The following is a 20,301-nucleotide window of genomic DNA, read 5'->3' as shown; positions in this document are numbered from 1 at the left end:
CATGTCCATGCCGCGACGTAAATCACTAAATCTGATGAATTATTTGCAATGTCGGGCGGAGCACCCTCCACTCAAGGTGAAGCTGGCGCCGCAACGCACCGGTCATCGGGTGCTTCAGGCCAGCTCGGGCGCATGCACCAGCGGCAGGGCGCGCTCGTAGTCCGACCGCCCGCCGCCCAGCGACAGCGTGGCCTCGCGCAGCATGGCGATGCCCTCTTCCGGTTTTGCCGGGATATCCTCGGCCGCGATCGGCGCGCCCACTTGGATGCGGAACCGCTGGCTGTGCTTGTTCAGGGTCTCGTGAAACAGGGTGATGTCGCGCAAGCTGGGGTGGATCGCGTCGAAAAGGTAGAACAGCGCCGAGTTGCGCGCCTCCATCCGCAGCGGGATCACCGGCAGGCCGAACTTGCGCGCCAGCGTCACCGGAGAGGACATCCACGGCCGCTCGTAAAGCCTGAGGCCGCGCCGCTTGGCCAGCCGTCCCGAGGGAAAAATCACCCCGAGCCGGCCGTCCGTCACCGCCTTGCAGGTGTAGGCCATGGTCTGGCGGGTCTTGGCATGGCTGCGCTTGTCCTTGCGCCATTCGACCGGGGCGATCATCCCCTCCATCTGCGGCAGAACGCGCAGGATGTCATGATTGGCGAAGAAGTAGCAATCGGGACGTTTGCGCGCCAGAAGCCGGTGCAGGATAATTCCATCCGCGATGCCGGTGGGGTGGTTGGCGACGATCAGCGCCGGTCCGGCGGCCGGGATATGCTCGAGCCCCTCGGCCTCGACCTGCCGCGCCAGTAGCCGGCCCATGCGGTCCATGATCTCGGGATAGGGCGCATCGCGCAGCTCGCCGGCCAACGCAACGGTTTCCTCGTAGCTCAACACGCGGTCGAGGAGGCGGCGGGCCAGTCGCGCGGGGAACCGGTCTGCGAAGAGCCAGTTGGCGCGCTCTTGAATCAGTGGGTCTATGCGATCTCTCATTCGCCCAAATCGTCATGGCTTGGCAACAACTTCATGACATATGGCGCGATTTCGCAGCAGGGAAAGGCGAAGGGTGCAAAAACCGCCCGCCTTGCGCTGAAACCCGCCGCCCCTTTCGGACCGGGGCGGCGGGGCTGCTCAGGAGGCCGCGAGCATCCGCGTGACCATCTCTGTGGTGTCGCGGCTGAGGTCCGGGGTCGCGGCGATCCGCTCCAGCGCGGCCTTTGCATGACCCTGACGGGTGGCGTCATAACGCCGCCAGGTCTGGAACAGCGCACACATCCGCGCGGTGGTCTGCGGGTTCTTGGCATCCAGCGCGATCAGCTTGTCGGCCATCAGCGCATAGCCCGCACCCGAGCCGTGGTGAAAGCCCGCGTGGTTCATCCCCAGCGCGCCCATCACCGCGCGGAAGCGGTTGGGGTTGGTCAGGGTGAACTCCGGATGCTGCGTCAGCCGCAGCGCCACCTCCGCCGCCTGCGCCGGGGCCGCGTGGGCGACCTGCAGCGCGAACCACTTGTCCATCACCAGCCGGTCCTCCCGCCACTGCTCGGCAAAGGCCGCCAGCTCGGCCTCGCCCTTCTTGCCGGCAATCAACAGGCTGGAGAGCGCCGAGAGCTGCAGCGTCATATTGTCGGCGCTCTGATACTGCCGCGCCGCCTGGTCGCCGCCGTCGATCCGGCTGAGCAGCGACAGCACCGCCCCGGCCAGGTCCCGCTTGCCGGCCTGTTCGGCATCCGGGCGGAAGGGCGCCTCGACCTGGTTCTCGGCATAGAGCACCGGCAGCAGGTCCTGCAGATGCTCGGCAATGCGCAGCTTCAGCGCCTCATGCGCGCTGTAGATCGCATCCGGGTCCGGTGTCTCGCCCTGGTCGTGCAGCACCTGGGCGATCTCGGATTGCGTCGGCAGCACCAGCATCTGCGCCCGCAGCGCCGGGTCGAGCGCCCGGTCGCGCAGCACGGCACTCAGACCGTCGAGGTAATCGGCATCGGGCTTGGCATCCCCGGTCACCATGTCGATCAGCGTGGCGCGGGCCAGGGTGCGGCCGGCCTCCCACCGGTTGAAGGCGTCGCTGTCATGCGCCAGCAGAAAGGCGGCCTCGGCACTGCCGAGGGTCCGGTTGAGGATCACCGGCGCCGAGAAATCGCGCAGGATTGACGGCACCGGCCGGGCGGCCAGCCCGGAAAAACGGAAGCTCTGCTCGGCCTGGGTCATTTCCAGCACCTCGGTCGCGCGAACCTCGTCGCCGTTCTGACCGATCAGACCCACGGCGATCGGGATCACCTGCGGCAGCTTCTCGGCCTGCCCCGGCGTCGGGCGGGTGTGCTGCCGGAAGGTGAGCGTGTAGGTGCCGCCAGCGGCTGTCGCCGCCGCGCCCCGGACCTGATCCGGGGCCTCCTGGCCTGCGCGGATGTCCCGGGCCGGGGGCCGGGACGCGGGCGCACCGCCCGCGCTGGTGTCGCCTTCTCCCCAGGTCTCCTCGACCGTCAGCCGTGGTGTGCCGGATTGCGAATACCAGCGCTTGAACTGGCTCAGGTCGCGGCCCGTCGTGTCCTCGAAGACCTTCAGCCAATCCTCGATTGTCGCCGCATCGCCGTCGTGACGCTGGAAATACAGGTCGACTGCTTTGTAATACGCCTCCTCTCCGACAAGTCGTTTCAGCATGCCGATTACCTCGGCGCCCTTTTCATAGACCGTGGCGGTGTAGAAATTGTTAATTTCCTGGAAACTCTCCGGCCGCACCGGGTGGCTCAGCGGGCCGTTGTCCTCTGGGAACTGGCGCCCGCGCAGGTCCATGACGTCGCCGATCCGCTTGACCGGGGCCGAGCGCACGTCCGAGGTGAACTGCGCGTCGCGGAACACGGTCAGCCCCTCTTTCAGGCAGAGCTGAAACCAATCGCGACAGGTGATCCGGTTGCCGGTCCAATTGTGGAAATACTCATGCGCGATGATCGCCTCGATCCGCTCGAAGTTCATGTCGGTCGCCGTCTCGGGGCTGGCCAGAACCGCGGAAGAGTTGAAAATGTTCAACCCCTTGTTCTCCATAGCCCCCATATTGAAGTCATCTACAGCGACGATGTTGAAGATATCCAAGTCATATTCGCGCCCATAGACCTCTTCGTCCCAGGCCATCGAGCGTTTCAACGCTTCCATACCAAAGGCACATTTGTGCAGATCGCCCTTGCGCACCCAGATATTGAGTTCGACCTCGCGGCCCGATTTCGTGGTGAAGCTGTCGGGGTGATTGACCAGATCTCCGGCGACCAGTGCGAAGAGGTAGGCCGGTTTCGGCCAGGGATCATGCCACTCAGCCCAGCCCGCGCCCTGCCCGACCTTGTTGCCGTTCGACAGCAGGACCGGCAGATCGCCCTCGATGCGCACGGTAAAGACCGACATCACGTCGGGCCGGTCCGGGTAGAAGGTGATCTTGCGAAAGCCTTCGGCCTCGCACTGGGTGCAATACATCGCATCCTTTTTGGTCTGGCTTTCGCCGCCTCTGACGTCCAGCGGCGACATGTACAACCCCTCCAGCGCCGTGTTGCTGGCGGGGTCGATCTCGACCTCGGCTTCCCAGGTAAAGGCTCCCTCTGGCACCGCGCAGGTCAGACCCCTGTCGCTCACCTCGGGCGAGACCTCCTTGCCGTCGATCCGCGCCGAGATCAGCGTAAGATCCTCGCCATGCAGGAAAAACGTCTTGTCACTGGCCGCAGGATTGGGCGCAAAACGGATCTTCGACAGCACCCGCGTGGCATGCGGCGCCAGCCGAAAGGTCAGCTCGACGCTTTCTACGGTAAAGCCGAAGGGCGTGTAATCCTTGAGATGGATGGTCTGGGGGGATGCGTCTTTCATGGCGGGCCTGCTCCAAATGGGTCTGGAGCGGAAGGTAGGCGCTGCGCCGGTGGGCTACAACCCGGGCCTGCTCAGAACGGTTTGACCACCACCACCCAGAGCACCGCCACCACGCCCAGAACGCTGATCTCGTTGAATATTCTCAGGAAAAGATCGCTCTCGCGAAAGGTGCCGCCGCGCGCCCGTGCCACCATCCGGCCGGTCAGCACGTAGTGCCCCGCCAGCAGCGTCACCAGCGCCAGCTTGAGCCAGACCCAGGGCGCGAAATCCCAGGCCCAGCCGAGCCAGAGGCCGGTCAGGAGCGCGATCACCCCAAGACCGGCCGAAAAGCGATAGAGCCGGTAGGTCAGATCCCCCAGCGGACCGAATTCGCCCAACCGCGCCCATTCGCGCTTCCAGTAGATCAGCGCCCGGGGGACCGCGAAGATCGAGGTCATCCAGCCCATGACGCAGAGCAGATGCAGGATCTTGACCCAGTCCATCGGCTCAGGACATGCCCAGCGCTTCCTTGTACATCTCGAGCACCGCCTCTTCCTCGGCGATGTCGTCCTTGTCACGCTTGCGCAGGGCGATCACCTTGCGGATCACCTTGGTGTCGTAGCCACGCCCCTTGGCCTCGGCCATCACCTCTTTCTGCTGCTCGGCGATGTCCTTCTTTTCCTGATCCAGCCGCTCGAAACGCTCGATGAACTGGCGCAGCTCATTTGCGGTCACCTTGTAGCTGTCGGAAAGTCCGGTGTCGTTCTCGGTCACGTCCATGATGTGCTCCTGCCTGTTTTCAGACGTTGCTAGCTTTGCCGGGCGTCTACCGCAAGACCCTTGCGATGGCACGCCGCTTCTATTACCGACGCGCGAAATGACGCAGGAGACGAGACATGGACTGGCTGATCTGGGGCGGCGCCGCGCTGTCGGTGATAGGGTTGCTCGGGCTGGTCTGGTGCATCGTCACCGTGATCCGGGCGCGCAAGGCCGATCTTGACGACGCGGCAATGCGGGCGGTGATGCAGCGGGTGCTGCCGCGCAACCTCGGCTCGCTGTTCCTGTCGGTCATCGGGTTGATGATGGTGATCGTCGGCATTTCCTTCGGCTGACGAACCGGTCCTTCAGCTGAGAAAAGGGCCCGCCCCGCGAAGGGGCAGACCCGGGCTTTGTCCGGCGCTCAACCGGGCTTTGTCCGGCGCTCAACCGGGCTTTGTCCGGCGCTCAAACCGGCAGGTTGTCGAATTGCGCCTCGATCTCTTCCTCGATGCGGTCCTGTTCCGGCCGTGCACCCGGCCGATAAAGCCTGACGCCATCGGTCGCTGCCCGGCGCTTCATCGCGGCAAGATGCGCCCGCAGGCGCGAGCGGTCGATCGGGCCGCTGTCGGCGATCTGGGCTTCGATATCGGCAATCAGGTTCTGATATTGCAGTTTCGTCATAGTGGTCCTCCCCGTAGATGCGGTTATAGCAGTTTGGCAGATTCGCTTAACGGTTTTATGCAGGCTATGGTTGTATACCGGCTGGTTTTGGCCGGGATTTCGGCCATCTTCCGGGCGTTGCACGATTTTCCGGCAGGCGACAAATTGTCTCTGTGACCCGCGGCACCCGGCCGTTGGCCCCTGGGCCGAGGTGATGCGGCGGCAACTGGACAGGGGCGGCGCGCCGAACTAAGAGAGCAGCATGGATATCAGGCATATTGACGAGAGCTATCACGTCTCTCCCCAGATCACCCCCGAGGACACTGCCGCGCTGGCCGCGGCCGGGTTTTCGACCGTCATCTGCAACCGCCCCGACGCCGAAGTGCCGCCGCAGCTGCAGGCCGCGGCAGTGCAAAGTGCGGCCGAGGCCGCGGGCTTGGCGTTTCACCTCCTGCCGCTGACCCATCAGACCATGACGCCGGAGAATATCGCCGAGCAGGCACGTCTGGTGAGCGAGGCCGACGGTCCGGTGCTGGCCTATTGCGCCTCCGGCACCCGCTGCACGGTGATCTGGTCTCTGGGCCAGGCGATGGCCGGCGCGCGCAGCACCGACGACATCCTCGCGCGGGCCGCCGAGGCGGGATATGACCTCGCCGGGCTGCGGCCACAGCTCGAGATGATGCGCCAGGGCTGAGCCCGCCTGCCGGATCATTCGAAGCCCGCATTGCCGAGGTCCTGCGCGTTGCCAAGCGGCACCACGCCGGGCGCCCCTTCCGGCGGGTCGTCAAAATCCAACGGCGGCAGCTCCGGCAGATCGGCCGGAGCTGCCAGAGCCGTCTGACGCGGCAGCGCGGCTTGAGGCGGGATCTGCGGCTGCGCCTCGCGGGGCCCCGGGTCTGCCTGCCCGCCTTCGCTGCGTCTTGTGTCAGAGCGTCCTGTCGTCCCGCGCTCTGCCGGGCCGAAACGCACCGCCCAATGCTCGCCCATCCGGCCAAGCCGCGCTTTGCCGGCGAGCGTGCCATCGACCGAGCGCAGCTCTGCCGCGCCAAGCGACAGGCCGGTCAGGGGCAGCAGGTCGCCGGGCTGCAGCGCCCCGGCGCGTGCCAGCGGCAGAGAGACCCGGCCGGCGATGACCTTCAGCTCGGCCGGCACCTGCAGCAAGCTCTCGCCCGTGGCCGCACCAGCATCGGGCGTCGGGCGCTCGGCCGCCTCGGCCATCGGCAGCAGCAGCAGCACCTCGCCGATCCGCCGGCCCAGCGCCACGTCGACCGTCAACCGCAGCAGCCGGAACCGCGCCGCATCCAGCGCCAGCGCCAGCGCGCGGCCGTCCTCGGCCATGGCACCGAAACGGTAGCCGACCATCCAGTCATGCCCCCTGCCCTTCGGCGTCACATCCTCCTCGAGAGCGTGATCGACCCGCTCGAACGCGGCATCGAGCCAGGGCGCGACCATTGCCGCATCGGTGGGGGTCAGCCGGCGGGTGCCGACCTCGAGCGTGCTGACCACGCCGATCACCTGCACCTCGATCAGCGCCGCGACCATCGCCCGGCTCAGCCCGACCGCACCGCGCGCGCCCTCTGGCCCGTCGAGCAGCGCCACCAGCATCTCCTCGCCGCAGGCCTCGGCCACCTCGTCAAGAGAGAGCTGCGATGTCCGGACCTCGGTCACCTGCAACGGCAGCTCGTAGAGCTGCGCTGCCGCCCGCGCCAGCCCCAGCCGCAGGGCCCGGGCCGGCGACATCTCGCGCGTGTCCTGCGCCCTGCGCGCGGCAGAGGCCAGATCCCTGAGCAGATTCTTGCGTTGGCTGTCTGCCATGATTCCCGGTCACCACGGGGCCGGACAGGCCCTTTCAACATACCCCTCGATCTATGGCGTCAATTGGTTAACTTCGCCTTACCCCCGGACGGGCCGCAGCCGCCACGGCCGGCAGGGTGACGCGGAAATGCGCATGGCGCTCGCTCGGCAGGTAATCCACCGCGCCGCCGAGCCGTTCCATGATCTGCCGGCAGATCGACAGGCCAAGACCCGCGCCCCCGGCCATCTGCGGGCTGGCGCGGGCGAACTTCTCGAAGATCAGGTCGCGGGCCTCTGGCGGAATGCCGGTGCCATTGTCGATGAAATCCACCCTGACGCGACCATCCGAAAGCGACTGCGCGGCGATCCGCAGCTCTGGCACCGCGGCGTCGCAATATTTGCGCGCGTTGGCGATCAGGTTGATGAAGACCTGCCCGAGACGATCGAAATCGGTCTCCAGCGCGATTGCCTCGGCGCCCTCGTCGCGCAGCACCCGCAGACCGGCATCGCCCTCGGCGGCGGCGGCCGAGACCGCCTTGTCCAGCGCCGCGCGCAGGTCGCCCTGACGGATGTTGAGATTGACCTGTCCGTTTTCCAGCACGCTGAGATCGAGCAGATCGTCGAGCAGCCGGGTCAGCCGGATGGATTCGTCATGGATGATCGAGCAATACCTGCTCTGCTCTTCTGGCGAGACATCGGCCGAATCGCGCAGGATCTCGGAGAACGCCCGGATCGAGGTCATCGGGGTGCGCAATTCGTGGCTGATCTGGCTGAGGAAGGCATCCTTCTGCACCGACAGCCGGGTCAGCTTGTCATTGGCCTCTCGCAGTTTGGCGGCGGTGGCGGCCAGTTCCTTGGATTGCGCCTCGAGCCGGTCGGAATACTCGATCATCTGCGCGGTCTCGTCGGCCACTGCCAGCAACTCATGCACCGAGACGCTTGCCCCGCCGACAATCTGCGCCACCATCGCATGCGCCGTCGCCGCACCCACCGAGCCGGAAAGCTCGCGCTCGAGCCGTTGCAGGAAGTCGGGGCTGGGCTCTGGCAGCTCGCCGGGCCGCACCGGGCGGCCCGACTGCCGCGCTGCCTCCTGCTCGAAAAAGGCCTGCGCCTCGCGGGCGCCGAGGATGCGCTGCGCCATGACCATCAGATCCTCGGTCTGCGCCGCCCCGGCCGACCAGCTGCGCGCCGGGCCGGCCTGATTGAGCACGTTGACGAACTGCGCGCCCTGCAGCCGTTCCAGCGGAGTCGGAAAACTTGCCAGCGAGACGATGAGAAAGCTCAGAGCGTTGAGCAGCAGCGACCAGAGCGTGGCATGCACCAGCGGGTCGATCCCCTCGATCCCGAACAGCGCCTGCGGCCGGAGCCAGCCGATCCCGAACAGGCCCTGATCGAGGATCGCCTGCGGCATGATCCCGCCGCCGAGGCTGGGCAGGAACAGCGAATAGCCCCAGAGCCCGAAACCGACGCTGAGACCGGCCAGCGCGCCCAGACGCGTCGCCCCGCGCCAGTAGAGCCCGCCGATCATCACCGGCAGCACCTGCGCCACCCCGGCAAAGGACACCAGCCCGATCGAGGCCAGCGCCGCGCCGCCGCCGGTGATGCGGTAATAGACATAGCCCAGCGCCACCACGCCGGCGATCGAGATCCGCCGCGACAGCAGCACCACGTGGCGCACGTCGCCCGACACGCTGGCCCGCCCGCCGGTCCAGCGCAGCCAGAGCGGCATGACGATATGGTTCGACACCATGGTCGCCAGCGCCAGCGCCGCCACGATCACCATTGAAGTGGCCGAGGAAAACCCGCCGAGGAAGGAAAAGATCGCCAGCGCCGTCTGGCCCTCGGCCAATGGCAGGGTGAGGACGAAGAGATCGGGGTTGGCCCCCGCCGGCAGCCGCTCCAGCCCCATGACCGCAATCGGCACCACGAAAAGGCTCATCAGCAAAAGGTAGCCGGGAAACGCCCAGGAGGCGGTGCGCAGATGCGCCTCGTCGGCGTTTTCCACCACCATCACCTGAAACATCCGCGGCAGGCAGAGACAGGCCGCGCCGGACAGCAAGGTCAGCGCCGCCCAGCGGCCGCCATCCATCTGCCAATGACCGATCTGAGAGGCATCGATCCGCGCCAGGGTCTCGCTCACGCCCCCGGAGAGCCCCCAGACCACGAAGACGCCGACCGCCAGCAGCGCCACGAGCTTGACCACCGCTTCGACCGCGATTGCCATGACGACGCCGTGGTGGCGCTCGTTGGCATCGAGGTTGCGGGTGCCGAAGAGCACGGTGAAGAGCGCCAGCCCCATCGCCACCCAGAGCGCGGTCGAGACCCGGGCGCCATCGCCGCGGCCCGGCTGGCCCACGGCATCGGCAAAAGACGCGAAGGAGAGCGTCACCGACTGCAGCTGCAGCGCGATATAGGGGGTGGTGCCGACCACGGCGAGGATGGTGACCCCCACCGCCAGCAGGTTGGACTTGCCAAACCGCGCCGAGATCAGGTCGGCGATCGAGGTCACCCGCTGCGCCCGGCCGACCCGCACCAGCTTGCGCAGCACCCACCACCAGCCGATCATCACGATGGTGGGGCCGAGGTAGATGGTGATGTATTCCAGCCCCGACCGCGCGGCATATCCCACGGCGCCGTAAAAGGTCCAGGCGGTGCAGTAGATCGACAGCGACAGGGTATAGACCATGGGCGAGCGCAGCCAGCGGCCGCGGCCGCGCAGGGCGCTGCGCTCGGCCACGAAGGCGACGAGAAAGAGCAGCGCCACGTAGACCGTGCAGACCGCGATCAGCAGGTTGACGGTGTTCATTCCGCCTCGCCCCGCCGCTCCTCGGGCAGGTCCTCGCGGTCGTCGCGCAGGAAGATCGACAGCCCCATCGCCGCACCGACCAACGCCGCCCAGACCGCGAAGAGGTAGATCACCGCGCTCGACATGGCGACGCCGCCCGCTCCTTCGGCCCAGAGCAGCGGCACCAGGATCAGCACGATGCCCAGCACCGGCAGGACCCGCGCCGCATCCTGCAGCCGGCGCCGGCGATAGGTCTGGCGTTCGACAAACAGGTGCCGCGGGCGATCGCTCATGCCTCGGTCAGCTCGCGCACGGTTTTCAGCATGTCGGTGTTCGAGAACGGCTTGGTCATGAAGCGGCTGGCACCGGCGGCGGCGGCCATCTCGCGATCCCGGGTCTGGCCGCGGGCGGTGAGGATCAGCACCGGAAGCGCGGCCCAGCGCGCCGAGGCCCTGAGCTCGCGCAGGATCTCGTAGCCAGACCGGCCCGGCAGCATGACATCGAGGATCAGCAGGTCGGGCCTCCGCCGCGCCACCGTCTCGAGCGCGTCATGGCCATTGGAATGCGTGAAGACCTCCCAGCCGTCGCGCGACAGGAAGAACTTGATCGCCTCGATGATGTTCGGCTCGTCCTCGATGACGAGAACCCGTTTGCCCATCGCATCCTCCTCCCCGGGTCAGCGTCGTGCAAGACTGTCAGCCGGGCAGTTATCCGCCGATTTCGGAGCCAAGTCAAAAAGCTTTGTCAAAACGGGAGCGCGGCGCCGGGGGCTGGCGGCGGAGATGGGGGCTCTGCCCCCGGCCTGCGGCCTCCCCCGGAGGTTTATCCGGCAAGATGAAGCTGGGGAGCCGGTTCTGTGTTCTTCGGGATTGGAGAACCTTTGCCGGGCTTCTTTATGAGAGGGGCGCCTGCGTCGGTCAGAGGCCTTCGGCCAGGACCGAGGGTTCGCGGCGTGCACGGCAAGCGCTGCGGGCGCAGATCCGGCAGGAGACGCCGATCGGCACCGGGGCGGGACCGGTCTGTGCGGCGGTCGCGGTCGCGAAGGAGGGGCGGAAGAGCATCACCGCCTCGATCCGCGCCACGTCGCCAAAGCGCATGCCGCCGGTGGGTTCGGCGACCGAGAAGGTCTCGAAGCGGCGGGCGTCGCGGGCGGATTGCTCGACCAGGCGGTAGATCGGCTGCGCCGGCCGGGTGAGCGCGGTGAACAGCGGCCAGAGCGCGCAGGCGGCGCCGAACCGCGGCAGCGGGAACTCGTCGAGCGGCTTGCGAAACAGCAAGGTGCCGGAGGCATCGCAGATCACCAACCCCAGCGGCCCGAGGCCCGCCTCGGCCGGCAGGGTCGCCAGCCGGTGCAGCGCGCTGCCCAGCGGCGCGTCGAAGGCCTGTGCCAGTCCGGCCGGATCGAAGCCGTGGCTGGCGGTGAAGTCGCGCAGGGGCCCGAGCGGGATGCGGCTGACGTCGCGGGCATAGCGGGTCAGATAGCGCCGCACGGCATCCCGCGAGGCCGCCATGGTGAGCGCGGCCGAGCCGTCGACGATCTCGTCGACCGTGCGGCTGGCCTCTTCCAGCACCGGAAAGTGGTGGGCGTTCTCCTCGAGGAAGGCCTCGACCTCCTCCTGCGGCGAGGTCAGGTTGGCCTCGCTGTCGGCTGAATCGAGGTATCGCACCAGCGCGGTCGAGCTTTCCGCCAGCCGCCGCGCGTCCTCGTTTATGTTGCGGTGGAAGCGGTCGCGCCATTCCGGCTCGATCTCGCCGGTCTCGGCGAGGATGCCGGCGGTCGACCGGATCGAGGTCACGGTGGAGAGCATGTCGTGCAGCGAAGCCGCCAGATGCGGGTCGTGGGTCAGCCGGTCGGTCAGGGTCTCGACCGTGCGTTCCAGAGCATCGATCCGCTTGCGGCTGTCGGCCAGCAGCGCCGCCCAGCCGGGGAAGCGCCCGGCGAACTCGTCGATCCGGTCGAGCTCGGCCTTGAGGTCGGGGCGCGCGGCGGCAGCCTCGCGCAGGGCGGCGATCAGCGCCACCTCGGCGCCTTCGACCAGCGCCGAGGGTTCGACCTCGAGAATGCGGGCAATGGCGAGCAGCAGTTTTCCGCCGATTCTGCGCCGGTTGTGCTCGATCAGGTTGAGGTAGGAGGCCGAGATGCCCGCCGCCTCGGCCAGCGCCGCCTGCTTGAGCCCGAGGGCGGTGCGCCGCTCGCGGATACGGGTGCCTGTCAGAGTGTCGCGGGCCATGGGCATTTCCCCGGCAGTTTCAAGGGCGTTCTGCAGTGCAGAAAAACTTCTTTACAATTTCTGCCGCTGCATTGTCCATTTATTTACAAAAAAACCGTTCCGCATAAAGCCCTTGTTGCGAAATTTTCTGTGCTGCCGCGATAATGACATTGCACGAAAAGTGCCGTGTGTCCCTGGGAAGAGGAGCCCCGAGGGACACCAATCATCAAACGGGAGGATTTCCATGTCCAATTCGAACTTCACGCGCCGTGGCGTGCTGCGCACCGGCGCTGTCACCGCCGGCGGTCTCGCGCTGCCCACGATCCTGACTGCCGCCAGCCATTCGGGCTATACCAATGCACCCTCCGGCGGCACCGTCACGCTGGGCTTCAACGTGCCGCAGACCGGCCCCTATGCCGATGAGGGCGCCGACGAGCTGCGCGCCTATGAGCTGGCGGTCGAGCACCTGAACGGCGAAGGCGACGGCGGCATGCTCAGCACCTTCTCCTCGAAGGCGCTCGAGGGCACCGGCATCAACGGCATGAAGGTCGAATATGTCACCGGCGACACCCAGACGAAGTCCGACGCCGCGCGGGCCTCGGCCAAGTCGATGATCGAGAAGGACGGCGCGATCATGATCACCGGCGGCTCGTCCTCGGGCGTGGCGGTGGCGGTCCAGGGTCTCTGCCAGGAGGCGGGCGTGATCTTCATGGCCGGTCTGACCCACTCCAACGACACCACCGGCAAGGACAAGAAGGCCAACGGCTTCCGCCATTTCTTCAACGCCTACATGTCGGCCGCCGCGCTGGCGCCGGTGCTCGAGAAACTCTACGGCTCGGACCGCAAGGCCTATCACCTGACCGCCGATTACACCTGGGGCTGGACCCAGGAGGAATCGATCGCCTCGGCCACCGAGGCGATGGGCTGGGAGACCGTCGAGAAGGTCAAGACGCCGCTCGCCGCGACCGACTTCTCGTCCTATATCGCGCCGGTGCTGAACTCCGGTGCCGATGTGCTGGTGCTGAACCACTACGGCGGCAACATGGTCAACTCGCTGACCAACGCGGTGCAGTTCGGCCTGCGCGAGAAACAGGTCAACGGCAAGAACTTCGAGATCGTCGTGCCGCTCTATTCGCGCCTGATGGCCAAGGGCGCCGGCGAGAACGTCAAGGGCATCCACGGTTCCACCAACTGGCACTGGTCGCTGCAGGATGAGGGCTCCAAGGCCTTCGTGAAATCCTTCGGCACCAAATACGGCTTCCCGCCGAGCCAGGCGGCGCATACCTGCTACGTGCAGACGCTGCTTTATGCCGATGCCGTGCAGCGGGCCGGCAGCTTCAACCCCTGCGCGGTGGTCGAGGCGCTCGAAGGCTACGAGTTCGACGGCCTGGGCAACGGCCCGACGCTCTATCGCGCCGAAGATCACCAGTGCTTCAAGGATGTGCTCGTGGTGCGCGGCAAGGAAAACCCGACCTCGGAGTTCGACCTTCTCGAAGTGGTCGAAGTCACCCCCCGCGCACAGGTGGAATACGCCCCCGATCACCCGATGTTCGCCGGTGGTCAGCTGGGGTCGTGCAACCCGGGCGCTTAAACCGCACCGCAGACCTAGGGTGGGCAGCAATGCCCACCTTCACCGTTCGCCCGGGCCACAGCGTCCGGGCGCGCCACCAATGTATCCGCGAGGGGTGGAACAATGGACGCAATATTCCTGCAAATTCTAAACGGCCTGGACAAGGGCTCGGCCTATGCGCTGATCGCGCTGGGGCTGACGCTGATCTTCGGCACGCTGGGCGTCGTGAACTTCGCCCATGGCGCGCTGTTCATGATCGGCGCCTTCTGCGCCGTGACGCTGCAGCGCATCCTGTCACTGAGCTACGAGACCATCGACGAGACCCAGACCGACTTTCTCGGCAATCCGCTGAAGGTCAAGGTACCTTATGTCGAGAGCTGGTTCGGCCCAGAGACCGGTGCCGCGATCATCGACTGGTCGGTGCCGCTCGCGATCCTGTTTGCCATCCCGATCATGATCGCCATCGGCTTCATCATGGAGCGCGGGCTGATCAAGCATTTCTACAAGCGTCCCCATGCCGACCAGATCCTCGTGACCTTTGGACTGGCGATCGTTCTGCAGGAGATCATCAAGTATTTCTACGGCGCCAACCCGATCCCCACCGGTGCGCCGGATGTGTTTCGCGGCTCGTTCGATTTCGGCGTGCTGCTGGGGTTTGATCCCAACGCGATCATCTACCCCTACTGGCGGCTGGTCTACTTCGCCTTCTCGGCGATCATCATCGGCGGTGTCTTTGCCTTCCTGCAGTTCACCACCTTCGGCATGGTGGTCCGCGCCGGCATGGCCGACCGCGAGACCGTGGGTCTGCTCGGCATCAACATCGACAAGCGGTTCACCATCATGTTCGGCGTCGCCGCCGCGGTGGCGGGGCTGGCAGGTGTGATGTACGCGCCGATCAACTCGCCCAATTATCACATGGGCATGGATTTCCTCGTGCTGAGCTTCGTCGTCGTCGTCGTGGGCGGCATGGGCAGCCTGCCCGGCGCGGTGCTGGCAGGGTTCCTGCTGGGCATCCTCGAGAGCTTTGCCTCGATGAACGAGGTGAAATCCATCCTGCCCGGCATCGACCAGATCATCATCTATGTGGTCGCGATTATCATTCTGCTCACGCGCCCTCGGGGCCTCATGGGCCGCAAAGGCGTGATGGAGGACTAAGCGCATGTTCGGACTGGACAACAAAGACACCAAGCTTCTGCTGATCGTCGCGGTGATGGCGCTGTTCGCGCCCTTCATCCTCAACCCCTTCCCGGCCGGTTCAGGCATGGCGCAGTTCAACGCGGGCTATCCCGACCTGATGCAGCGCTTCGTGATCTTCGGCATCTTCGCCATCGGCTTCAACATCCTCTTCGGGCTGACCGGCTATCTCTCCTTCGGCCATGCGGCCTTTCTCGGGGTCGGATCCTACTCGGCGGTCTGGGTGTTCAAGCTCTTGGGCATGAACGTGCTGCCGGCGATCGCGCTTTCGGTGGTGGTGGCGGGCCTCTTCGCCCTGCTCATCGGCTTCATCTCGCTGCGCCGTTCGGGCATCTACTTCTCGATCCTGACGCTGGCCTTCGCGCAGATGTCCTTTAACCTCGCCTATTCGGTGCTGACACCGATCACCAATGGCGAGACCGGGCTGCAACTGACGCTGGATGATCCGCGTATCCTGGGCGAAACCGCCCGCGCCGATGGCTCGATCCCGGTGACCAACATCCTGCCGGGCGTCGAGATGCGGTCCTCCTTCGACATGGTGATCGGGCCCTGGGCCTTTACCTTCAACGTCGGCTACTACCTCTGCGCGATCTTCATGCTGCTGGCCTTCTACCTTGCCATCCGCATCTTCCGCTCGCCCTTCGGCATGATGCTGCGGGCGGTGAAGTCGAACCAGCAGCGGATGAACTACACCGGGCTCAACACCCGCCCCTACACCCTGGCGGCCTTTGTGATCTCGGGCATGTATGCCGGGCTCGCCGGTGGGCTGATGGCCTCGATGGACCCGCTTGCGGGCGCCGAGCGGATGCAATGGACGGCCTCTGGCGAGGTGGTGCTGATGACCATCCTCGGCGGCGCCGGCACGCTGATCGGGCCGGTGCTGGGCGCGGGCTTCATCAAGTATTTCGAGAACATCTTCTCGAAGCTCAACGACAACGTGCTGCACGGCTGGTTTGCCTTCATGCCCGACGGGCTCGAGGAAGTGATGGTCGCGCTGGTGCATCCCTTTGTCGGCAAGGGCTGGCACCTGACGCTGGGCATCCTGTTCATGCTGGTGGTGATCTTCCTGCCAGGTGGGCTGGTCGAAGGCGGCCAACGCGTCGGACGGCTGTTCCGCCGCCGTGACATCAAATCCAGCGATGCCGAGGCCGATGCCGCCCGGCAGCGCAAGGCCGCGGAATAAGGAGCGAACGACATGGGTATTCTCGAAGTCAAGGATGTCGGCAAGCGCTTCGGCGGGCTGCAGGCGCTGGGTGACGTCAACCTGAGCATCAAGGAAAACACCTGCCACGCCATCATCGGCCCCAATGGGGCGGGCAAGTCGACGCTGCTCAACTGCCTGATCGGCAAGCTGATCCCGGACACCGGATCGGTGATGTTCGACGGCCAGTCGGTGCTCGGACGCACCCCCTACCAGATCTGCCAGATGGGCATCTCCCGCGTCTTCCAGACGCCCGAGATCTTCGGCGATCTCTCGGTGCTGGAAAACATGATGATCCCGATATTCGCCAAGCGCGACGGGGCCTTCGAACTCAACGCCTTTTCCAACGTCTTTGCCCAGAAGGACGTTCTGGAACAGGCCGAGCACATGCTGTCGGAGATGAACCTCGCCGACAAGCGCCACATGCATGCCGCCTCGATGTCGCGCGGTGACAAGCGGCGGCTCGAGATCGCCATGTGCCTGAGCCAGAACCCCCGCCTGCTGCTGCTCGACGAGCCGACGGCCGGCATGGCGCGGGCCGATACCAACAACACCATCGACCTGCTCAAGCAGATCAAGGCGGAGCGCGACATCACCATCGCCATCATCGAGCACGACATGCACGTGGTGTTTTCGCTGGCCGACCGGATCACCGTTCTGGCCCAAGGCACGCCGCTGGTCGAGGACACGCCCGACAAGATCAAGGGCCATCCCAAGGTCCGCGAAGCCTATCTCGGCGAAAGTGCCGCCTGATCCAACCGCGCCCCGGACCAGGTCCGGGGCCTCCACCGCCATGAGGCCCCGGATCAAGTCCGGGGCGGGGAGCGCAAGATGACCATCAAACCGGATTTTTCAAAGAACGCCAATCGGGCGGAAACCGCCCCGGCCTTTCTCTCGGTCTGGGACATGCATGCCTATTACGGCGAGAGCTACATCGTCCAGGGCGTGAGTTTCAACGTGCACGAAGGCGAGATCCTCGCGCTGCTGGGCCGCAACGGCGCCGGCAAGACCTCGACCCTGCGTTCGATCGCGCGGATCGGCTCGCCGCTGGTCACCCAGGGCGAAATCTGGCTCGACCGCCAGCCGCTGCACCTGATGGCGAGCCATGAAGCGGCCGCCAACGGCTTGGGGCTGGTGCCCGAAGACCGCCGCATCATCCCCGGCCTCACGGTCGAGGAGAACCTGCAACTAGCGCAGATCGCGCCGCCGATCGGCTGGTCGCTCGAGCGGCTCTACGATCTCTTCCCCCGGCTCGGCGAGCGCCGCAAGCAGGAGGGCGTGACGCTCTCTGGTGGCGAGCAGCAGATGCTGGCGATTGCCCGGGCGCTGGCGCGTGACATCAAGGTGCTGCTGCTCGATGAACCCTACGAGGGGCTTGCGCCGGTGATCGTCGACGAGATCGAAAAGACCCTGATGCATATCAAGTCGCAGGGCATGACGACGATCCTGGTCGAACAGAACGCAGTGCGGGCGCTGGAACTGGCTGACCGCGCGGTGATCCTCGACACCGGTGGCATCGTCTTCGACGGCACCGCCGCCGAGGTGCTCGAGAACGACGAGCTGAGGGCGGAATATCTCGCGATCTGATCGCGTTACGGGGTTGGTAACGATTTCGGCCGCGCCCCTGCACCCCGGCGGGCGCGGCTTTTTCCACCTTTCTTGATTAATAGGGTTTTAAGGAGAACCTCCCGTGCGGGCGGCGCCTGTTAAGGCTGCGTTAAGGCTTTTTCATCATTCTTCAGACAGTCACACGATCCTGTCACCACTCACCTCGGGAGCTGAGAATGATGTTTACCGCCGTTCTGCCGCTTTCGGCACCGCATACCACCGGACATCCGGCCGCCCTGCCGCAGGATCTGGAGCGGCGCCAGGCCGACACCCGCGTCACAGCGGCCAAGCCCGGTGCCGAGGCCGGCGATGCCCGCAGCGACCGCTCCACCGGCCAAGACACGCCCCGGCATGCCGCCCGTGGCCAAGAGCCGGCCACCGCCCCGCCGACCATCCTTCAGCTCAAGATCAACACCATGCTGCAAGAGCAGCAACAACGCCTCGCCGAAGAAGCGCGCGCTCAGACCCCCGCCGGCACCGCCCCGACCGAAGACCCGGTTGACTTCGGCCAGATCCTCGCCGCCCTCTCCCCTAAGCCGGCGGATCCTGCGGAGCCGGAGGCGCCGGCGCCCCCCCCGCACAGCCCGGTCAGCACGCTTTACGCCGCGGTCTCGACCCCGGAGGCGCCGGAACCCGCGCTGAGCAAGGCGGTCTGAGCCCCGCCTGTGGACCCGGGCCGCGGCGCCCGCCGCGAGAAGGGCGAAAATCTCTGCACCACCCCCTGTTTTTCCCCAACGAACCGCGTTATCGGCAGGTTACACACTTGCCGATGGCCGGTTTGATCGCTTTTCACAACCGTTTCGCTGGCCTATAAGCAACCTCGGGCCGAGATGGCACAAGACCGGCCCGCGGGGCACAACAACGGGTGGAAACGAGAATGACGAAGAATACGCATGACGCCGATGTGACCTTTATCGAAGCGCTCGCAAAGCTTCTGCACGACAACGACCTGACCGAGCTTCAGGTCAAGCGCGAGTACGGCGAGGATGACAGCCTGAACGTGCGTGTCAGCCGCGCCGCGCCGGTCGCCGCGCCGGTTCAGGTTGCCGCACCGGCGCCTGTGGCCGCCGCCCCGGCCGCCGCCGCACCTGCCGCCGCCGACAGCGATGCCAACGACCCGGCCAATCACCCCGGCGCCGTGGCCTCGCCGATGGTCGGCACCGTCTACATGCAGGCCGAACCGGGCGCGCCCAGCTTCATCAGTGTGGGCGACACCGTCTCCGAGGGCGACACCCTGCTCATCGTCGAGGCGATGAAGACCATGAACCACATCCCTGCGCCCCGTGCCGGCAAGGTCACCCGCATCCTGGTCGGCGACGGCGACCCGGTGGAGTTTGGCTCGCCGCTCGTGATCCTCGAGTAAGGGGCCACAGATGTTCGATAAAATCCTGATTGCCAACCGTGGCGAGATTGCCCTGCGGGTGATCCGCGCCTGCCGTGAAATGGGCATCGCCAGCGTCGCGGTGCATTCCACCGCAGATGCCGACGCGATGCATGTGCGCATGGCCGACGAATCGATCTGCATCGGCCCGCCGCCCTCGCCGCAGAGCTACCTGTCGATCCCCTCGATCATCGCCGCCTGCGAAGTCACCGGCGCCCAGGCGATCCACCCGGGCTATGGCTTCCTGTCCGAGAACGCCAATTTCGTGCAGGTGATCGAGGATCACGGCCTCACCTTCATCGGCCCCACCGCCGAGCACATCCGCATCATGGGCGACAAGATCACCGCCAAGGACACGATGATCAAGCTCGGTGTGCCATGCGTGCCCGGATCGGAAGGCGGCGTGCCCGACCTCGCCACCGCGAAAAAGCTGGGCCAGGAGATGGGCTATCCGGTGATCATCAAGGCCACCGCCGGCGGCGGCGGCAAGGGGATGAAGGTCGCCACTTCCGACAAGGACATGGAGCGCGCCTTCATGACCGCCCGCGCCGAGGGCAAATCGAACTTCGGCAACGACGAAGTCTATATCGAGAAATACCTGCAGAAACCGCGCCACATCGAGATCCAGGTCTTTGGCGACGGCAAGGGCCAGGCGGTGCACCTGGCCGAGCGCGACTGCTCGCTGCAGCGCCGCCACCAGAAGGTCTTCGAAGAAGCGCCCGGCCCCTCGATCTCGCCGGAAGAGCGCGACCGCATCGGCAAGATCTGCGCCGAGGCGATGGCCAACATCAACTACATCGGCGCCGGCACCATCGAGTTCCTCTACGAGGACGGCGAGTTCTACTTCATCGAGATGAACACCCGCCTGCAGGTCGAACACCCGGTGACCGAAGGCATTTTCGGCGTCGACCTGGTGCGCGAACAGATCCGCGTCGCCTCTGGCCTGCCGATGTCCTTCACGCAAGATGACCTGAAGATCAACGGCCACGCCATCGAGGTGCGGATCAACGCCGAAAAGCTGCCGAACTTCTCGCCCTGCCCCGGCCGCATCACCCAGTATCACGCCCCCGGCGGCCTTGGCGTGCGGATGGATTCGGCGCTCTATGACGGCTATTCCATCCCGCCCTACTACGACAGCCTGATCGGCAAGCTGATCGTGCACGGCCGCGACCGCGAAGAGGCGCTGGCGCGTCTGCACCGCGCTCTGGGCGAGCTGATCGTCGACGGGATCGACACCACGATCCCGCTGTTCCACGAGCTGTTGCACGAGCCGGCGATCCTGTCTGGCGACTACAACATTCACTGGCTCGAAAAGTGGCTGGCCCGCAACCTGGGCTGATC

At 65.9% G+C, this 20,301-nt stretch carries 20 protein-coding genes; 10 read left to right on the top strand and 10 right to left on the bottom strand.

What is annotated here, in order from left to right:
- Positions 1 to 114 precede the first annotated feature (114 nt).
- From VOI27_RS00785 to VOI27_RS00770, 4 genes are all read right to left on the bottom strand, one after another.
- Complete coding sequence (locus tag VOI27_RS00785) at positions 115 to 972, bottom strand: lysophospholipid acyltransferase family protein (protein WP_323763369.1); 858 nt, start codon at positions 970 to 972, stop codon at positions 115 to 117.
- Positions 973 to 1,110: 138 nt separating this feature from the next.
- Positions 1,111 to 3,819 carry a M1 family metallopeptidase gene (locus VOI27_RS00780; protein WP_323763368.1) on the bottom strand — a complete coding sequence of 903 codons (2,709 nt, stop codon included), beginning with the start codon at positions 3,817 to 3,819 and terminating at the stop codon, positions 1,111 to 1,113.
- A gap of 71 nt (positions 3,820 to 3,890) precedes the next feature.
- The gene (locus VOI27_RS00775) at positions 3,891 to 4,301 is read right to left on the bottom strand and encodes a CopD family protein (RefSeq protein WP_323763367.1); all 411 of its coding nucleotides are present in this window, start codon (positions 4,299 to 4,301) and stop codon (positions 3,891 to 3,893) included.
- 4 nt (positions 4,302 to 4,305) lie between these two features.
- Positions 4,306 to 4,578, bottom strand: coding sequence for a DUF2312 domain-containing protein (locus VOI27_RS00770; protein WP_323763366.1), 273 nt, complete (start codon positions 4,576 to 4,578; stop codon positions 4,306 to 4,308).
- A gap of 116 nt (positions 4,579 to 4,694) precedes the next feature.
- Here VOI27_RS00770 and VOI27_RS00765 point away from each other — a divergent pair, with 116 nt between their 5' ends.
- The gene (locus VOI27_RS00765; RefSeq protein ID WP_323763365.1) at positions 4,695 to 4,910 is read left to right on the top strand and encodes a hypothetical protein; all 216 of its coding nucleotides are present in this window, start codon (positions 4,695 to 4,697) and stop codon (positions 4,908 to 4,910) included.
- A 112-nt stretch (positions 4,911 to 5,022) separates the two neighbouring features.
- Here the strand turns inward: VOI27_RS00765 and VOI27_RS00760 are convergent, their stop codons facing one another.
- Positions 5,023 to 5,238 (bottom strand): hypothetical protein, encoded by a 216-nt coding sequence (locus tag VOI27_RS00760; protein ID WP_323763364.1) that lies wholly within the window; start codon positions 5,236 to 5,238, stop codon positions 5,023 to 5,025.
- Between the two features lie 241 nt (positions 5,239 to 5,479).
- Here VOI27_RS00760 and VOI27_RS00755 point away from each other — a divergent pair, with 241 nt between their 5' ends.
- Positions 5,480 to 5,911: a TIGR01244 family sulfur transferase gene (locus VOI27_RS00755; RefSeq protein WP_323763363.1), complete on the top strand. Its 432-nt coding sequence runs from the start codon at positions 5,480 to 5,482 to the stop codon at positions 5,909 to 5,911.
- A gap of 14 nt (positions 5,912 to 5,925) precedes the next feature.
- On the opposite strand, the gene VOI27_RS00750 is transcribed toward VOI27_RS00755, so the two are convergent.
- From VOI27_RS00750 to VOI27_RS00730, 5 genes are all read right to left on the bottom strand, one after another.
- Complete coding sequence (locus VOI27_RS00750) at positions 5,926 to 7,032, bottom strand: FliM/FliN family flagellar motor C-terminal domain-containing protein (RefSeq protein WP_323763362.1); 1,107 nt, start codon at positions 7,030 to 7,032, stop codon at positions 5,926 to 5,928.
- 67 nt (positions 7,033 to 7,099) lie between these two features.
- Positions 7,100 to 9,817, bottom strand: coding sequence for an ATP-binding protein (locus VOI27_RS00745; protein ID WP_323763361.1), 2,718 nt, complete (start codon positions 9,815 to 9,817; stop codon positions 7,100 to 7,102).
- Positions 9,814 to 10,089 (bottom strand): hypothetical protein, encoded by a 276-nt coding sequence (locus VOI27_RS00740; protein WP_323763360.1) that lies wholly within the window; start codon positions 10,087 to 10,089, stop codon positions 9,814 to 9,816. Before VOI27_RS00740 ends, VOI27_RS00745 begins: the two co-directional genes overlap by 4 nt.
- A complete protein-coding gene (locus tag VOI27_RS00735; protein WP_323763359.1) occupies positions 10,086 to 10,454 on the bottom strand; it encodes a response regulator in 369 nt (122 codons plus the stop codon). Before VOI27_RS00735 ends, VOI27_RS00740 begins: the two co-directional genes overlap by 4 nt.
- Before the next feature lie 259 nt (positions 10,455 to 10,713).
- Positions 10,714 to 12,027: a helix-turn-helix domain-containing protein gene (locus tag VOI27_RS00730; RefSeq protein WP_323763358.1), complete on the bottom strand. Its 1,314-nt coding sequence runs from the start codon at positions 12,025 to 12,027 to the stop codon at positions 10,714 to 10,716.
- Between the two features lie 223 nt (positions 12,028 to 12,250).
- Between VOI27_RS00730 and VOI27_RS00725 the strand changes: the two genes are divergently transcribed.
- From VOI27_RS00725 to accC, 8 genes are all read left to right on the top strand, one after another.
- Positions 12,251 to 13,597 carry a substrate-binding protein gene (locus tag VOI27_RS00725; RefSeq protein ID WP_323763357.1) on the top strand — a complete coding sequence of 449 codons (1,347 nt, stop codon included), beginning with the start codon at positions 12,251 to 12,253 and terminating at the stop codon, positions 13,595 to 13,597.
- A gap of 102 nt (positions 13,598 to 13,699) precedes the next feature.
- Positions 13,700 to 14,731: a branched-chain amino acid ABC transporter permease gene (locus tag VOI27_RS00720; protein WP_323763356.1), complete on the top strand. Its 1,032-nt coding sequence runs from the start codon at positions 13,700 to 13,702 to the stop codon at positions 14,729 to 14,731.
- Positions 14,732 to 14,735: 4 nt separating this feature from the next.
- Entirely contained in the window at positions 14,736 to 15,953 is a 1,218-nt protein-coding gene (locus VOI27_RS00715; RefSeq protein ID WP_323763355.1) for a branched-chain amino acid ABC transporter permease, read from the top strand.
- Positions 15,954 to 15,965: 12 nt separating this feature from the next.
- On the top strand, positions 15,966 to 16,724 hold the full coding sequence (locus VOI27_RS00710; RefSeq protein WP_323763354.1) for an ABC transporter ATP-binding protein: 759 nt from the start codon (positions 15,966 to 15,968) through the stop codon (positions 16,722 to 16,724).
- Between the two features lie 78 nt (positions 16,725 to 16,802).
- The gene (locus VOI27_RS00705; protein ID WP_323763353.1) at positions 16,803 to 17,558 is read left to right on the top strand and encodes an ABC transporter ATP-binding protein; all 756 of its coding nucleotides are present in this window, start codon (positions 16,803 to 16,805) and stop codon (positions 17,556 to 17,558) included.
- A gap of 197 nt (positions 17,559 to 17,755) precedes the next feature.
- A complete protein-coding gene (locus VOI27_RS00700) occupies positions 17,756 to 18,235 on the top strand; it encodes a hypothetical protein (protein ID WP_323763352.1) in 480 nt (159 codons plus the stop codon).
- A 221-nt stretch (positions 18,236 to 18,456) separates the two neighbouring features.
- On the top strand, positions 18,457 to 18,942 hold the full coding sequence (gene accB, locus VOI27_RS00695; protein WP_323763351.1) for an acetyl-CoA carboxylase biotin carboxyl carrier protein: 486 nt from the start codon (positions 18,457 to 18,459) through the stop codon (positions 18,940 to 18,942).
- Between the two features lie 10 nt (positions 18,943 to 18,952).
- Entirely contained in the window at positions 18,953 to 20,299 is a 1,347-nt protein-coding gene (gene accC / locus VOI27_RS00690; RefSeq protein WP_323763350.1) for an acetyl-CoA carboxylase biotin carboxylase subunit, read from the top strand.
- Positions 20,300 to 20,301 lie beyond the last annotated feature (2 nt).

It is taken from the genome of Marinovum sp. (genome assembly GCF_034669705.1).
Taxonomy (GTDB): Bacteria; Pseudomonadota; Alphaproteobacteria; order Rhodobacterales; family Rhodobacteraceae; genus Marinovum.
This window is presented reverse-complemented; position numbering and strand designations above follow the sequence as displayed.

Bases quoted from the DNA above. Each gene is read 5' to 3' on its own strand.
- VOI27_RS00785 (WP_323763369.1), bottom strand. From the start codon at position 972: ATGAGAGATCGCATAGACCCACTGATTCAAGAGCGCGCCAACTGGCTC.
- VOI27_RS00780 (WP_323763368.1), bottom strand. From the start codon at position 3,819: ATGAAAGACGCATCCCCCCAGACCATCCATCTCAAGGATTACACGCCC.
- VOI27_RS00775 (WP_323763367.1), bottom strand. From the start codon at position 4,301: ATGGACTGGGTCAAGATCCTGCATCTGCTCTGCGTCATGGGCTGGATG.
- VOI27_RS00770 (WP_323763366.1), bottom strand. From the start codon at position 4,578: ATGGACGTGACCGAGAACGACACCGGACTTTCCGACAGCTACAAGGTG.
- VOI27_RS00765 (WP_323763365.1), top strand. From the start codon at position 4,695: ATGGACTGGCTGATCTGGGGCGGCGCCGCGCTGTCGGTGATAGGGTTG.
- VOI27_RS00760 (WP_323763364.1), bottom strand. From the start codon at position 5,238: ATGACGAAACTGCAATATCAGAACCTGATTGCCGATATCGAAGCCCAG.
- VOI27_RS00755 (WP_323763363.1), top strand. From the start codon at position 5,480: ATGGATATCAGGCATATTGACGAGAGCTATCACGTCTCTCCCCAGATC.
- VOI27_RS00750 (WP_323763362.1), bottom strand. From the start codon at position 7,032: ATGGCAGACAGCCAACGCAAGAATCTGCTCAGGGATCTGGCCTCTGCC.
- VOI27_RS00745 (WP_323763361.1), bottom strand. From the start codon at position 9,817: ATGAACACCGTCAACCTGCTGATCGCGGTCTGCACGGTCTACGTGGCG.
- VOI27_RS00740 (WP_323763360.1), bottom strand. From the start codon at position 10,089: ATGAGCGATCGCCCGCGGCACCTGTTTGTCGAACGCCAGACCTATCGC.
- VOI27_RS00735 (WP_323763359.1), bottom strand. From the start codon at position 10,454: ATGGGCAAACGGGTTCTCGTCATCGAGGACGAGCCGAACATCATCGAG.
- VOI27_RS00730 (WP_323763358.1), bottom strand. From the start codon at position 12,027: ATGGCCCGCGACACTCTGACAGGCACCCGTATCCGCGAGCGGCGCACC.
- VOI27_RS00725 (WP_323763357.1), top strand. From the start codon at position 12,251: ATGTCCAATTCGAACTTCACGCGCCGTGGCGTGCTGCGCACCGGCGCT.
- VOI27_RS00720 (WP_323763356.1), top strand. From the start codon at position 13,700: ATGGACGCAATATTCCTGCAAATTCTAAACGGCCTGGACAAGGGCTCG.
- VOI27_RS00715 (WP_323763355.1), top strand. From the start codon at position 14,736: ATGTTCGGACTGGACAACAAAGACACCAAGCTTCTGCTGATCGTCGCG.
- VOI27_RS00710 (WP_323763354.1), top strand. From the start codon at position 15,966: ATGGGTATTCTCGAAGTCAAGGATGTCGGCAAGCGCTTCGGCGGGCTG.
- VOI27_RS00705 (WP_323763353.1), top strand. From the start codon at position 16,803: ATGACCATCAAACCGGATTTTTCAAAGAACGCCAATCGGGCGGAAACC.
- VOI27_RS00700 (WP_323763352.1), top strand. From the start codon at position 17,756: ATGATGTTTACCGCCGTTCTGCCGCTTTCGGCACCGCATACCACCGGA.
- accB (WP_323763351.1), top strand. From the start codon at position 18,457: ATGACGAAGAATACGCATGACGCCGATGTGACCTTTATCGAAGCGCTC.
- accC (WP_323763350.1), top strand. From the start codon at position 18,953: ATGTTCGATAAAATCCTGATTGCCAACCGTGGCGAGATTGCCCTGCGG.